General features: G+C 65.2%; 11 protein-coding genes. 4 read left to right on the forward strand and 7 right to left on the reverse strand.

Features of this window, described 5'->3' with window-relative positions; all coding sequences use genetic code 11:
• The first annotated feature begins 3 nt into the window (after window positions 1-3).
• From ABDK11_RS19660 to ABDK11_RS19670, 3 genes are all read left to right on the forward strand, one after another.
• A complete protein-coding gene (locus ABDK11_RS19660; protein ID WP_346838234.1) occupies window positions 4-882 on the forward strand; it encodes a pirin family protein in 879 nt (292 codons plus the stop codon).
• Window positions 883-943: 61 nt separating this feature from the next.
• On the forward strand, window positions 944-2239 hold the full coding sequence (locus tag ABDK11_RS19665) for a sodium:proton antiporter (RefSeq protein ID WP_346838235.1): 1296 nt from the start codon (window positions 944-946) through the stop codon (window positions 2237-2239).
• Between the two features lie 52 nt (window positions 2240-2291).
• Window positions 2292-4136: a monovalent cation:proton antiporter-2 (CPA2) family protein gene (locus ABDK11_RS19670; RefSeq protein WP_346838236.1), complete on the forward strand. Its 1845-nt coding sequence runs from the start codon at window positions 2292-2294 to the stop codon at window positions 4134-4136.
• A gap of 28 nt (window positions 4137-4164) precedes the next feature.
• On the opposite strand, the gene ABDK11_RS19675 is transcribed toward ABDK11_RS19670, so the two are convergent.
• Both ABDK11_RS19675 and ABDK11_RS19680 read right to left on the reverse strand, forming a co-directional pair.
• Window positions 4165-4980, reverse strand: a complete 816-nt coding sequence (locus ABDK11_RS19675; protein ID WP_346838237.1) for a class II aldolase/adducin family protein — start codon at window positions 4978-4980, stop codon at window positions 4165-4167.
• A 242-nt stretch (window positions 4981-5222) separates the two neighbouring features.
• Window positions 5223-6092 (reverse strand): LysR substrate-binding domain-containing protein, encoded by an 870-nt coding sequence (locus ABDK11_RS19680; protein WP_346838238.1) that lies wholly within the window; start codon window positions 6090-6092, stop codon window positions 5223-5225.
• A gap of 140 nt (window positions 6093-6232) precedes the next feature.
• Between ABDK11_RS19680 and ABDK11_RS19685 the strand changes: the two genes are divergently transcribed.
• Window positions 6233-7360, forward strand: coding sequence for an S-(hydroxymethyl)glutathione dehydrogenase/class III alcohol dehydrogenase (locus ABDK11_RS19685; protein ID WP_346838239.1), 1128 nt, complete (start codon window positions 6233-6235; stop codon window positions 7358-7360).
• Window positions 7361-7470: 110 nt separating this feature from the next.
• On the opposite strand, the gene glmS is transcribed toward ABDK11_RS19685, so the two are convergent.
• From glmS to pdhA, 5 genes are all read right to left on the reverse strand, one after another.
• A complete protein-coding gene (gene glmS, locus ABDK11_RS19690) occupies window positions 7471-9300 on the reverse strand; it encodes a glutamine--fructose-6-phosphate transaminase (isomerizing) (RefSeq protein WP_346838240.1) in 1830 nt (609 codons plus the stop codon).
• Window positions 9301-9374: 74 nt separating this feature from the next.
• Complete coding sequence (locus ABDK11_RS19695) at window positions 9375-10145, reverse strand: DeoR family transcriptional regulator (protein ID WP_346838241.1); 771 nt, start codon at window positions 10143-10145, stop codon at window positions 9375-9377.
• Between the two features lie 145 nt (window positions 10146-10290).
• Complete coding sequence (locus tag ABDK11_RS19700) at window positions 10291-11472, reverse strand: dihydrolipoamide acetyltransferase family protein (RefSeq protein ID WP_346838242.1); 1182 nt, start codon at window positions 11470-11472, stop codon at window positions 10291-10293.
• A complete protein-coding gene (locus ABDK11_RS19705) occupies window positions 11469-12464 on the reverse strand; it encodes an alpha-ketoacid dehydrogenase subunit beta (protein WP_346838243.1) in 996 nt (331 codons plus the stop codon). Before ABDK11_RS19705 ends, ABDK11_RS19700 begins: the two co-directional genes overlap by 4 nt.
• Window positions 12464-13558 carry a pyruvate dehydrogenase (acetyl-transferring) E1 component subunit alpha gene (pdhA, locus tag ABDK11_RS19710; protein WP_346838244.1) on the reverse strand — a complete coding sequence of 365 codons (1095 nt, stop codon included), beginning with the start codon at window positions 13556-13558 and terminating at the stop codon, window positions 12464-12466. The genes ABDK11_RS19705 and pdhA overlap by 1 nt, the downstream gene beginning before the upstream one ends.
• Between the last annotated feature and the right edge of the window lies 1 nt (window position 13559).

Consider the following 13559-nt stretch of genomic DNA (forward strand, 5'->3'; position numbering starts at 1 on the left):
TTTATGTCAACGTTCGAACGCAAATCCGATGCGCGCCCGCTGCTGCGCGGCATCGCCAGCCAGGCCTCTTCCGATGGCGCCGGCGTGAAGATACAGCGCGTGGCCGGATTCCAGAATCAGGAATTCAGTCCCTTCCTGATGCTCGACGAAATCCGTTCGGAAAACGCCGATGACTATATCGCCGGCTTTCCGCCGCACCCGCACCGCGGTATCGAAACCCTCACTTATATGCTCGACGGCGAGTTCGAGCATCAGGATCACCTGGGGAACCGCGGCGCAGTGTCTGCGGGCGGTGCCCAGTGGATGCGCGCCGGGCGCGGCATCATCCATTCGGAAATGCCGGCGCAGGACGCCGGCGGTGCCGGTATGCACGGCTTCCAGCTATGGATCAATATGGCCGCCGCCGACAAGATGGGCGCGCCGACCTGGCGGGATATTCAGGCGGAGGAGATTCCCGAGCTGCCAGTGGATGACGCCGGTTCGCTGATCCGGTTGATTGCCGGCGAGTGGACGGTCGACGGCGAGAAGCGCAGCGCACCGCTGCTGGATGCCGCCGCCGAGGCGGGGGTGGCGGACCTGCGTCTGGCACCCGGGGCAGAAGTGCTGCTACCGCTGCCGGAGGCACACAGCGCCATGGTATTCGTCTACCACGGCGCGCTGGTGACAGAGCACGGATCCATTCCGCGCGGCAATTTCCTTTTATACGGAGGCGGTAACGCGCTACAATTGCGCGCCGACGACACGGGAGCAGGCTTGTTGTGCCTACATGGCCTGCCTCTGCGCGAACCAATAGTCCACTACGGCCCCTTCGTAATGAATAGCCGCGAGGAAATCGAGCAGGCTCTGCGCGACTACAATAACGGCACACTCACCGACGAATAGCCGGGGCGCTGCACGCGCCCCTCCCCCGTATCACTCCCGATCAGTGAGGGCCGCCTGCGGCATGGAAGTTTATTACACCTTTTGTTTTCTCGCCGCGGTGTCGGTGTTTCTCGGATTTCTAAACCAGTATGTCCTGCGCGCACAGGCCACCATCGCGATTACCGCCGGTGCACTGGCGCTGTCGCTGCTGGTGATCGGCCTCGGCAAGCTCGGTATCGTGTCGCTGCGCGACTGGGCCAACCAGCTGCTGCCGCTGCTCGACCTGCAAAACCTGTTGCTGAAGGGCATGCTGGGGTTCCTGCTGTTCGCCGGCAGCCTGCACATCGACCTGCTGATGCTGCGCAACCAGCGCATCGAGATCACCCTGCTGGCGGTGTTCGGCACACTGATCTCCACCTTCGCGGTGGGCGCGTTGCTGTACTGGTTCCTGCAGTTTGTCGGCCTGCCGGTGGGCTTCGTCTACTGCCTGCTGTTCGGCGCACTGATTTCCCCCACCGACCCGATTGCGGTGCTGGCGATCATCAAAAGCCTCAAGGCGCCAGAGCAGGTATCAATCCAGGTGGAGGGCGAATCCCTGTTCAACGACGGTTTCGGTATCGTCGTATTCACCGTAATCTTCGCGCTGGCGTTTGAGGGCGCGTCGCCGACGCTACCGTCAGTGTCCGAGCTGTTCCTGGTCGACGCCGTCGGCGGTATCGTCCTCGGTCTGGCCATCGGTGGCCTGTTCCACTGGCTGATCGGCTGCACCGACGACCACAGTCTGGAACTGCTGCTGACCCTGGTGATCCCCACCGCCGGCTTCTCGCTCGCCAACCTGCTCGGCGTGTCCGGCGCGCTGGCGATGGTGGTGGCCGGCATCATCATCGGCAACTTTACCCGCGAGACCGGTTTCTCGCGGGTGAGCCAGCACGAGCTGGACCACTTCTGGAGCATCACCGAGGACTTCCTCAACGGCCTGCTGTTCCTGCTGGTGGGCCTGTTCCTGATCACCATCGACTTCCAGCCGTTCGACTACCTGCTGCTGGTTGCCGCAATCGCGATCGTGCTGCTGAGCCGCGTGGTTGCGGTGACGGTGCCGTTCACCTTCCTCAAGCGCTTCCGCAAATACCATCCCTATACCGAGCGCATCCTGATCTGGGGCGGCCTGCGCGGCGGCCTGGCGCTGGCGCTGGCAATGTCGATCCCGGCCGGCCACGCCATGGTACAGGGCCAGGATCTGCGCCACTTATGGGTCGTAATGACCTACGGCGTGGTAGTCTTTTCCATCGTAGTGCAGGGTTCCACCATCGCCCCGCTGATCCGGCGCAGCCGCGAGTTTGCCGAGCCGGAGCAGCTACCCGAAGCCGCCAGCGACTAGCGGCGGCTGGCAGCCCGGCCAGGACTCCACTCCAGCTAGACAACATCCGATCATGGAAGACAGCAGTTTCCTCGTACAGGCGGTCATCTACCTGTCCGCCGCCGTTATCGCCGTACCCATTGCCACACGCCTCGGCCTCGGCTCGGTGCTCGGCTACCTGCTCGCCGGTGTCGTCATCGGCCCCTTCGCCCTGGGGCTGGTGGGCGATGCCAGCGATGAAATGCACATCGCCGAATTCGGCGTGGCGTTGATGCTGTTCCTGATCGGCCTGGAGCTGCAGCCGCGCAAGCTGTGGCAGCTGCGCGGCGCCATCTTCGGCACCGGTGGCGCCCAGGTGCTGGTGACCGCCGCCGCGGTGGCCGCGCTGGCGGTATGGCTGTACGGCGAGCACTGGCGCAACGCCGCTGCCATCGGCCTGATCCTGGCACTGTCTTCCACCGCCATCGTGCTGCAGTCGCTCAGTGAAAAGAACCTGCTCAAGACCGAGGGCGGGCGCGGTGCCTTCGCCGTGCTGCTGTTCCAGGACCTGGCGGTGATCCCGATCCTGGCACTGCTGCCGCTGCTGGCCGGCAGCGACGTGCCGCAACAGGAGGGCAGCCTGGGTGGCTGGCACTATGCACTGGCAGTGATCGGTACCATGGCCGCCTTTATCCTCGCCGGGCGCTACCTGCTGGGGCCGCTGTTGCGGCTGGTGGCCGGCAGCCAGCTGCGCGAGATGTTCACCGTCACCGCACTGCTGATCGTGATGGCCGCCGCCGCCATCATGCACTGGCTGGAGCTGTCGCCGGCGCTGGGCACCTTTCTCGCCGGCGTCATCCTCGCCGAGAGCGAGTTCCGCCACGAGCTGGAGGCGGATATCGAGCCGTTCAAAGGCCTGTTGATGGGCCTGTTCTTTATTGCGGTGGGCGCCGGCCTCAACTTCAACCTGATTGCCGAATACCCCTGGCTGTTGCTGGCCCTGGTGCTGCTGCTGGTGGCCACCAAGTTCGGGCTGCTGTTCGCGCTGGCGCGCTTTACCGGCATGTCCCGCGGCGAGGACTGGCTGTTCGCACTGTCGCTGGCACAGGCGGGGGAATTCGGCTTCGTGCTGGTGTCATTCGCCAACCAGCAGGGTGTACTGGATGCCACTGTCAGCAACCTGGTCGCGGCGCTGATCGCACTGTCGATGGTGCTGACGCCGATCCTGTTACTGATCTACGAGAAATTTATCCAGCCGCGCTATATGGTCGGCCCGGCGGCACCGACCGACGCGGAGCCGCCGCAGGACACCGGCTCGCCGGTGATCATCATCGGCTACGGCCGATTCGGCCAGATAGCCGGGCGCCTGTTGAACGCCTGCGGCTTCCAGACCACCCTGCTCGAGCGCAACGCCGAACAGCTGGAGCTGGTGCGCCGCTACGGTATCCAGGCATTTTACGGCGACGCCTCGCGCGAAGACCTGCTGCGCGCCGCCGGCGCCGGCAATGCGCGGCTGGTGATCCTGACCCTGAGCGACCAGGCCGCCGCACTGGAAATCGTCAGCCAGCTGCAGAAGCACTTTCCGCACCTGACCATCCTCGCGCGGGCACGCAACCGCATGCACCAGTACGCGCTGATGGAAGCGGGGGTAAAACACATTTTCCGCGAGACGGTGGACTCGGCGCTGTCGATCGGCGAGTGCGCGCTGCAGCTGCTGGGGCTCAGCAAATACGAGGCGCGCCGCGCCGCGCGCAAGTTCAAGCAGCACGACCAGCGCATGCTGGAGAAGCTGTTCCCCTACTGGCGCGACGAGTCCCAGCATATCGCGCAGACGCGCATCTATCGCGAGCAACTGCTGCAGGCGCTGCAGGAAGACCGGCGCGACAAGGACCTGCACCTGGATCACCACTGGGACGATTCCGGCAAGCCGGGCCTGTGATCAATGCGGCGCCACAAGCGCGATCCAGCTATTCGAACATATCCGGCTGCTCGGCACAGATCACGCTGTAGAGGGGCTGGAAGCTGAACAGGCCCGCCAGCTCGGTACCCACTACCGCGCGGGTGCGGATTGCCACTTCCGGCTCGATCAGCCGCGGCGTGCCGGCCGCCTCTGCGAGAAGCTGCGCCTGACAACTGCGCTCCATGGTGATGTACCACCAGGCGGCCTCGTCGATGGATTTGCCCACGGTGAGCAGGCCGTGGTTCTGCAGGATCAACGCCTTGTGGTTGCCGAGTGCCTGCGCCAGCGCCTCGCCTTCGCCCATCTCCAGCACCACGCCGGAAAAGGTGTCGAGCAGGCCGTGGTCGCCAAAGAAGGCGCAGGCATCCTGGGTAATCGGGTCCAGCAGGCGGCCGAGGGAGGACCAGGTCTTGCCGTACAGCGAGTGGGCGTGGGCGGCGGCGACCACATCCGGGCGCAGCCGGTGAATGTGGGAATGGATAGTGAATGCGGCGCCGTTGAGATAGCCCTCGCCCTCGACCACATTGCCCTGGTGATCCACCAGCAGCAGGTCGGACAGCCGCATCTGCTTGAAGGAGACGCCCATCGGATTGACCCAGAAGTGGTCTTCCAGCTCCGGATCGCGCACCGTGATATGCCCGGCCACGCCCTCGTCGAAGCCGTACTTACCGAACAGGCGGAAGGCCGCGGTGAGCTTGCGCTTGCGCTCGTCGCGCACCTGTTCCAGCGGCTGCGTGCTGTCGCCCATCAGTACACTGACATCGCCGTTCATGACGGCGGTATTGATGCTCTGTGCGGGTCTGGTTTTTTCTGCGGTTGTCACTGCCCGGCCCTCTCATCGTTTTTAGCCGAGCGTTGGTTATAGCACGCTGCTCGACTTTTGAGCGAGATGTGGCAGCGAACGAAACCGCAAAAGCAACCGACAGCATGTCCGCATCACCGCGCAGACCCGCAAATGACATCAGCACCGACGCGGGCCGGCGGCGGCAACCAACCTGTGGATAAGTCGAGAAAGCAATTTAAAACCAATCCGGTAAAAACCGCGGCGCCGCGTCATAGTCGGTATCAGGTGAGCATATCAGCGAGATAATCCAGCAGCATGCGCACCTTCGGTGACAGCTGGCGGTTGTGTGGGTAGACACCCCAGATACCATCGTCCGCCGCGCGGTAGTGCTCGAGCAGGGAAACCAGGCGGCCGGCGCGCAGGTGTTCTTCGACGTAGTAATCCGGCAGCTGCACCAGGCCGATGCCCTTCAGTGCCGCATCCACCAGCGCGCGGCCGCTGTTACAACGGATACTGCCGCTGACGCGGATATCCCTGGGTTTGCCGGACTCCAGGAAACGCCAGTGGTCCAGGGTTCCCTGCAGGCAGTTGTGGCGCGCCAGCTCCGCCAGGCTGGGGGGCTCGCCGTGCGCGGACAGGTACGCCGGCGCGGCACAGACATACAGGGTGCGCGACCCCAGCCGCCGCGCCATCATGCTGGAATCCTCCAGCTTGCCCAGCCTGATGGCCAGGTCGTAACCCTCGGCTACCAGGTCGAGCTTCTGGTTCGTCAGCTGCATATCCACCTGCAGCTCCGGATAGCGCAGGGCAAAATCGTTGACCAGCGGGGCCAGGGTTGTCTCGCCGTAGGTCACCGGCGCCGTGAGCCGCAGCCGGCCGCGCGGCACCTGCTGCAGATCCGTTACCGCGCGCTCAGCTTCTTCCAGCCCGTCCAGCACCTGGCGGCAGTGCTGGTAATAGAGCTGGCCCGCTTCAGTCAACGCAACCCTGCGCGTCGTGCGGTAGAACAGCCTGGTCGCCAGTCTTGCCTCGAGGGCGCTGACCTGGCGGCTGACCTGGGCGGTCGAGATCCCCAGTTTGCCGGCCGCGGCGGTGAAACCACCGGCCTCGGCCACGGCTACAAATTCACTGACGCCCTCCCAACTGAGCATGCCTGGCGTGCCCTCACCGATTGTTACTTATAGGTAAATATAATTTACCAAAGGGTACGATTATCAACTAATGAGAAATAGATAGACTCGCCTCCCGAATTGCCGCCAACCGCCGCGGCACAACGATTATGGAGTGCGTTATGACCGACACCATCCAGTGCAAAGCCGCCGTGGCCTGGGGCCCCGGACAGCCGCTGGCGATTGAAGAGATTGAAGTAATGCCGCCGCAGGCGGGCGAGGTGCGCATTCGCGTGATCGCATCCGGGGTCTGTCACACCGACGCCTTCACCCTGTCCGGCGATGACCCGGAGGGTCTGTTTCCGGCAATCCTCGGCCACGAGGGCGGCGGTATCGTCGAGTCCGTGGGTGCGGGTGTGACCAGCGTCGCCGTGGGCGACCACGTGATTCCGCTGTATACCCCGGAGTGCGGCGAGTGCAAATTCTGCCGGTCCGGCAAAACCAACCTGTGCGGCAGCATCCGCGAGACCCAGGGCAAGGGCCTGATGCCGGACGGCACCACGCGTTTCCACAAGGACGGCCAGCCGATCCACCACTACATGGGCTGCTCCACCTTCTCCGAATACACGGTCCTGCCGGAGATTTCGCTGGCCAGGGTCAACAAGGCGGCCCCGCTGGAAGAGGTCTGCCTGCTGGGCTGCGGAGTCACCACCGGCATGGGGGCGGTGATGAATACCGCCAGGGTGGAGGAGGGCGCCACCGTCGCCATCTTCGGCCTCGGTGGTATCGGCCTGTCCGCGGTCATCGGTGCGGCCATGGCCAGGGCCGGGCGCATCATTGCCATCGATATCAACGAGAGCAAGTTCGAGCTGGCGCGCCAGCTGGGCGCCACCGACTGCCTCAACCCGCAGCACTTCGACCAGCCGATCCAGGAAGTGATTGTCGAGCTGACCGACGGCGGTGTGGATTACTCCTTCGAGTGCATCGGCAACGTCGACGTCATGCGCTCGGCGCTGGAGTGCTGCCACAAGGGCTGGGGCGAATCCGTGATCATCGGCGTGGCCGGTGCCGGTCAGGAAATCTCCACACGCCCGTTCCAGCTGGTGACCGGCCGGGTGTGGAAGGGTACCGCGTTCGGCGGCGTCAAGGGCCGCTCCGAGCTGCCCGGGTATGTGGAGCGCTACCTGGCGGGTGAGTTCAAGCTGAACGATTTCATCACCCACACCATGGGCCTGGCCGCGATCAACGAGGCCTTCGAGCTGATGCACCGCGGCGAGAGCATCCGCTCGGTGATCCATTTCGGGCAATGAATGGCAGCGCCGTGGCGCGCGAGCAACAGGCGCGGCTTTGCCGGCCCGCACAAGCAGCATCCGCACTGCCCCGCGAAACAGCGGGGACTTTGCGGCCGCGCCTGCGCCCGTTATTCCACCGTGACCGACTTGGCCAGGTTGCGCGGCTGGTCCACATCGGTGCCCTTCAACAGCGCCACGTGGTAGCTGAGCAGTTGCAGCGGCACCGTGTACAGGATCGGCGCCAGGCTCTCGGGCGCGTCCGGGACCTCCACCACGGTGATGCCCGCCTCGCTGACGAAGCCGGCCTCGGGGCTGGCGAACACGAACAGCTGGCCGCCGCGGGCGCGCACTTCCTGCAGGTTGGACTTCAGCTTCTCCAGCAGCTCGTCGTTGGGGGCCACCACAATGACCGGCATATCCGCGTCGACCAATGCCAGGGGGCCGTGTTTCAGCTCGCCGGCCGGGTAGGCCTCGGCATGGATATAGGAGATTTCCTTCAGCTTCAGCGCGCCCTCGAGTGCGATCGGGTACTCGACGCCGCGACCGAGGAACAGCGCGTGGTGCTTCTCGGCGAAGGCCTCGCTGGTGACCTGCACGCGGTTATCGAGGCCGGTGAACTGCTCCATCAGCTCCGGCAGTTGGTGCAGCGCACGCACCAGTTCCGCCTCGCGCTCCGCCGCCAGGCCGTTGACCTTGGCTAGGGCGATGGAAAACAGCTGCAGGGCCACCAGCTGCGTGGTGAAGGCTTTGGTGGAGGCGACGCCGATTTCCGGGCCCGCCTCGGTCATCAGCGACAGCTCCGACTCGCGCACCAGCGAGCTGTTGGGTACATTGCAGATGGTCAGCGAGGCCAGGTAGCCGAGCTGTTTGGCCTGGCGCAGCGCGGCCAGGGTATCGGCGGTCTCGCCGGACTGGGAGATGGTCACGAACAGGGTGCCAGGGCGCACCGCGGTCTTGCGGTAGCGAATCTCGCTGGCCACCTCGACCGAGCAGGGGATGCCGGCCCAGTCCTCGATCCAGTAGCGCGCCACCAGACCGGCGTGGTAACTGGTACCGCAGGCGACAATCTGGACCTGCTGCACCTGCGGCAGAATCTCGTGCGCGCGTGTGCCCAGCGCCTCGGACAGTACCGACACCTCGCCGATGCGCCCGGCCATGGTGGCGGCCACCACCTGCGGCTGCTCGAAGATCTCCTTCTGCATATAGTGGCGATAGCGGCCCTTGTCGGCCGCATCGTGGCTGCCGTTCAGCTTGTGTACCGGGCGGCTGACTTCGGCGCCGCTGTTGTCCCATACGGCGATGCCGGCGCTGCTGATTTCGGCGATATCCCCCTCCTCGAGGAAGATGAAACGATCGGTTACCTGGCGTAGCGCCATCGGATCCGAGGCAATAAAGTTCTCCTCGATACCGACCCCGACCACCAGCGGGCTGCCGGAGCGCGCGCACAGCAGTTTGTCCGGCTCGGCGGCGCTGATGACACCCAGCGCGTAGGCGCCGTGCAGCTGCGCGATCGCCGCACTGACCGCGGCGTGCAGATCGCGGCCACCGGCCACCAGCGAGTGGATCAGGTGCACCACCACTTCGGTATCGGTGGCGGACTGGAATTCATAACCTTTGCCTTGTAATTCGGCGCGCAGACTCTGGTAGTTCTCGATAATGCCGTTGTGTACCAGCGCGATATCGCCGGATACGTGCGGGTGCGAGTTCACATCCGAGGGTTCGCCGTGGGTGGCCCAGCGGGTGTGGGCGATACCCAGGCGACCAGCGGCGGGATCGGCGGCGAGTTTCGCCTCGAGATCCGCCACCTTGCCGCTGCTTTTGCGCAGCTGCAGCTGGCCATCGCCATCCACCAGACACACGCCGGCGGAGTCGTAACCGCGGTACTCGAGGCGCCGCAGGCCCTCCAGCAGGATCTCACTGACATTGCGCTGGGCCAGCGCGCCGACGATTCCACACATGACTGTAACCTCGATAATTCCGTGAAAACTGTTAAGAACAAACTGGCGCCAACCGCCGAATTAGGCGGACACTGCTAGGCGTAAGCGCTCACTTCGGCACAGATCACCCGCACCCCGCGGGATTCAAGCTGTTGCCGGGTTTCGAGCGCCAGGCCGTCATCAGTGACCAGAATGTCCACCTGCTCCCAGGGCAGCTCCTGGTTGGGGATACGCCGGCCGACCTTGCTCGACTCCGCCAGCACCACCACCTCGCGCGCCACTTCCGCCATCACCCGCGACAGACCGATCTGCTCGTTGAAGGTGCAGGTGCCGCGCTCCAGGTCGATACCGTCGGCGCCGATAAACGCCTGGTCGAAATCGTAGCCGCGCAGTACCTGTTCCGCCACGCGGCCCTGAAACGCCTCGAAGTGCGGATCCCAGGTGCCGCCGGTCATCAGCAGCGTCGGTTCGTTTTCCAGCTCGCGCAGGGCATTGGCCACGTGCAGGGAATTGGTCATTACCACCAGGCCGCGCTTGCGCTCCAGTTCCGGGATCACCGCCGCGGTGGTGCGGCCGTAGTCGATCACAATGCGGTGATGATCCGGGATCAGCGCCGCCGCGGCGCGGCCAATGGCGCGCTTGACCTCGGATGGCGCCTCTTCGACCACCAGCTCTTTCGGCACCGGAATGGCGCCGCCGTGACGGCGCAGCAGCAGACCGTGGGTTTCCATCGCGGTCAGATCCTTTCGGATCGTAACCTCCGAGGTTTCGAACTGGCGCGCCATTTGTTCCACACTGGCTTCACCGGCCTCGTTCAACAGGGCCATGATCTGGTGGCGGCGTTGCTGGGTATTGCGTTTGGACATAGGCAGTTAAATTTCGATTCGAAACTTAACAATAGCAAAGCGAAAGGATATTTCCCACAGGAAATTTTGACATGACAGGGAGGCAGCGCAGGGGTGGCGTATGGTTGCCGCGGTACTGGTGCGCGCGGCACCCCCTACGCCACCCCTATGCCAGAGCCTGCATCAGCGCCTTGAGGAAGCGCGCCAGTTCGCCGCCGGTGACGGCGCGGTGGTCGGCGCTGACTGACAGCGGTAGCTGTGGTCGCACCGCCGGTTTTCCGTCCAGTGGCACTACGGCGTCGAACGTGCGCCCGGCGCCGACGATAGCAACGGTCGGCGGCATCACTACCGGCGTGGCATAGCGACCGGCCATACCGCCGAAGTTGGACAGCAGGATGCTGGCGCCCTGCAGATCGTCGCGGGCAATGCCGCTCTCGTGTGCCTGGCGCTTGTAGCTGCCGATCTGCTGCAGCAGATCGCTGTCGGCGTGGCTGGCGACATCCTTCAGCACCGGCACGAACAGGCCGCGCGGCGAATCCACCGCCAGGCCGATATTGACGCCATCGGCCGGTGTCAGCTGGTCGTCTTGGTACAGCGCGTTCAGGTTTGGCTCGGCCGCACAGGCGGCCTGTACGGCGCGAATCAGGCGCAGGGTGGCGGATTCCTCGCCCCACCAGGCGCCGATATCCACCTGATCGCACAGGGTCATTGGCGCCACCTGATCGCGCGCGCGACTCATGGCCAGCGCCATCGCGCGCCGCGCCGGCGACATTTCCGCAGCTTTACCCTTCGTTTTCTTCGTTTCCTTCGGAGCTTTCGGCGGTTTTTGCGTGGGTTTATCCGATTTCTTCGCAGTTTTTGCCAGATCGCGCACTTCGGCGGCACTGTAGCGCTCGCCGCGGGGCTGGTGGTAACTCAGGTCGACGCCGAGGCGCCGCGCCAGCGCGCGCACTGCAGGTGTGGCCAGGCGCCGCGGCAGGGCGGTGGGGGCTACCTCGCGACCGAGTTGCTGGTCGGTCTGTTCTATCTTGCCGACCACGGTACCGGAATCTGCAGACGCGGCTTCGCGTGGTTTGCGCGCCTGCTCGCCGCCGCGCGTTTCGGTATCCGCCGCGGTATCGGCGAAGGCGACCAGTGGCTGGCCGACTTCGACGGTATCGCCCTCGCCGGCGTAAAGCTTTTCCACCACACCACTGCGCGGCGACGGCACTTCCACCAGCGCCTTGGCGGTCTCTACGGTAACCAGGCTGTCGTGCGCGGCAATACGCTCGCCCTCGGCCACATGCCACTCGCGGATCACCGCGTCCGGCAGGCCCTCGCCCAGATCGGGCAGTTCGAATACCTTCACCGGCGGCCTCCGTTGGTGTAATCCAGCGCCTCGCGGGCGGCGGCGACGATGCGTTCGACGCCGGGCAGGTAGTCGTATTCGAGCCGGTAGTAGGGCATCACCGTGTCGTAGCCGGTAACCCGCTGCACCGGCGCGTCGAGCAGATCGAACGCGTATTCGCTGATCTGCGCGCTGATCTCGGCGCCGAGGCCACCGAAACGCGCGGCCTCGTGCACCACCACACAGCGACGGGTTTTCTCCAGCGAGTCGACGATGCCGTGGATATCCAGCGGCTTCAGCGTGGCCGGGTCGATCACCTCCGCCTCGATGCCCTCGGCCGCCAGCTGCTCCGCCGCCGCCTGGGTCTCCTTCAGCATCGCGCCCCAGCTGATCAGGGTGATATCGGTGCCCTCGCGCAATACGAAACAGCGGTCCAGCGGCAGCGCCTCGCCGCTGTCCGGCACTTCCTGTTTGACCGCGCGGTAGATGCGTTTGGGTTCGAGGAAAATTACCGGGTCCGGATCGCGGATCGCGGCCAGCAACAGGCCGTAGGCGCGCGCCGGCGACGACGGCACCACCACGCGCAGACCGGGAATATGCGCAAACAGCGCCTCGGTGCTCTCGGAGTGGTGCTCCGGCGCGTGGATGCCGCCACCGTAGGGCGCGCGGCATACCAGCGGGCAGGACAGGCGACCGCGGGTGCGGCTGCGGTAGCGGCTGGCGTGGCTGAGGATGTGGTCCAGTGCCGGGTAGATAAAGCCCATAAACTGGAATTCCGCCACCGGCCGCAGGCCCTGCGCTGCCATGCCCACGGCGATGCCACCAATCATGTTTTCCGCCAGCGGCGTATCCAGCACCCGCTGCGGGCCAAAACGCTGCTGCAGGCCGTCGGTGGCGCGGAAGACGCCGCCATTGGCGCCGACATCCTGGCCGAACACCACCACGCGGTTGTCTGCGTCCAGTTCGTGGGCCAGCGCCCGGGTGACCGCCTCTACCAGGGTAATGGCGGCCATCAGCGGCTCCTCCCGGCCACTTCGTCGTACTGCTCGAGTAGCGCTTCCGGCAGTTCGCGGTACAGGTGGTCGAACATCGCCGTGGCCGTGTCGGCGGGTCTGTCGCGGTAGGTGCTGAGCGCATCCTCGAGTATTTCCGCCAACTCCCGCTGCAGCTCGCCTTCGCTGTCGTCGTCCCAGTGACCGGCGTCGACCAGGTAGCGGCGCAGGCGCGCAACGGGTTCGCAGCGTTCGGCCTCCAGTACTTCTTCCTGCGGGCGATAGCGACTGGCATCGTCAGCGGTGGTGTGGTCGCACAGGCGGTAGCTCAGCGCCTCGATCAAGGTCGGGCCGGCGCCGCTGCCCGCACGCTCGACCGCGTCGGCCACCGCCTGGCGCACCGCGACAATGTCGTTGCCGTCCACCTGCAGGCCCGGAATACCGGCGGCGATGGCCTTCTGCGCCAGGGTGTTCGCCGCTGTCTGCGCGCCGCGTGCCACCGAGATGGCCCATTGATTGTTGTTGATCACGAACACCACCGGCAGCTGCCAGACGCCGGCCAGGTTCAGCGCTTCGTAGAAATCGCCCTTGGAGGTGGCGCCATCACCGGCGCTGGTGACCGCGACCCGTGGCGGTTCGCCGAGTTGCTCGTTCTTGTACTTGAGTGCGAAAGCGACGCCGGCGGCGTGCAGCAATTGCGTGGCAATGGGGACGCACAGCGGCAGGTCTTCGGGGTCGTGGGCGTAGTTCTGGCCGCGCTCGTCGCCGCCCCAGATGGCGAGAATTTCCTCAATTTCGACACCCCGCTCGAGCAGCGCGCCGGTCTCGCGGTAGTAAGGGCAGTAGACATCGGATGGCTGCAGGGCAGCACCGGTGCCGACACCGATGGCCTCCTGGCCGAGGGTGGACGGGTAGGTGCCGAGCTGGCCGGTGCGCTGCAGCTTGACCGCACGATCATCCACCAGCCGCGCCAGTGCCATCTGGCGGTACATGGCCAGCAGCACATCCGGGGTGGCGAAAGCGGGTAATTCCTGGGTGGCGCGCCCCTGTTCGTCCAGATATTGCAGCGAGGCAATATCGAACGAGGCGACCAGGTGCATTCGGGGTTTGTGCATC

This window comes from Microbulbifer sp. SAOS-129_SWC (genome assembly GCF_039696035.1).
Classification (GTDB): domain Bacteria; phylum Pseudomonadota; class Gammaproteobacteria; order Pseudomonadales; family Cellvibrionaceae; genus Microbulbifer.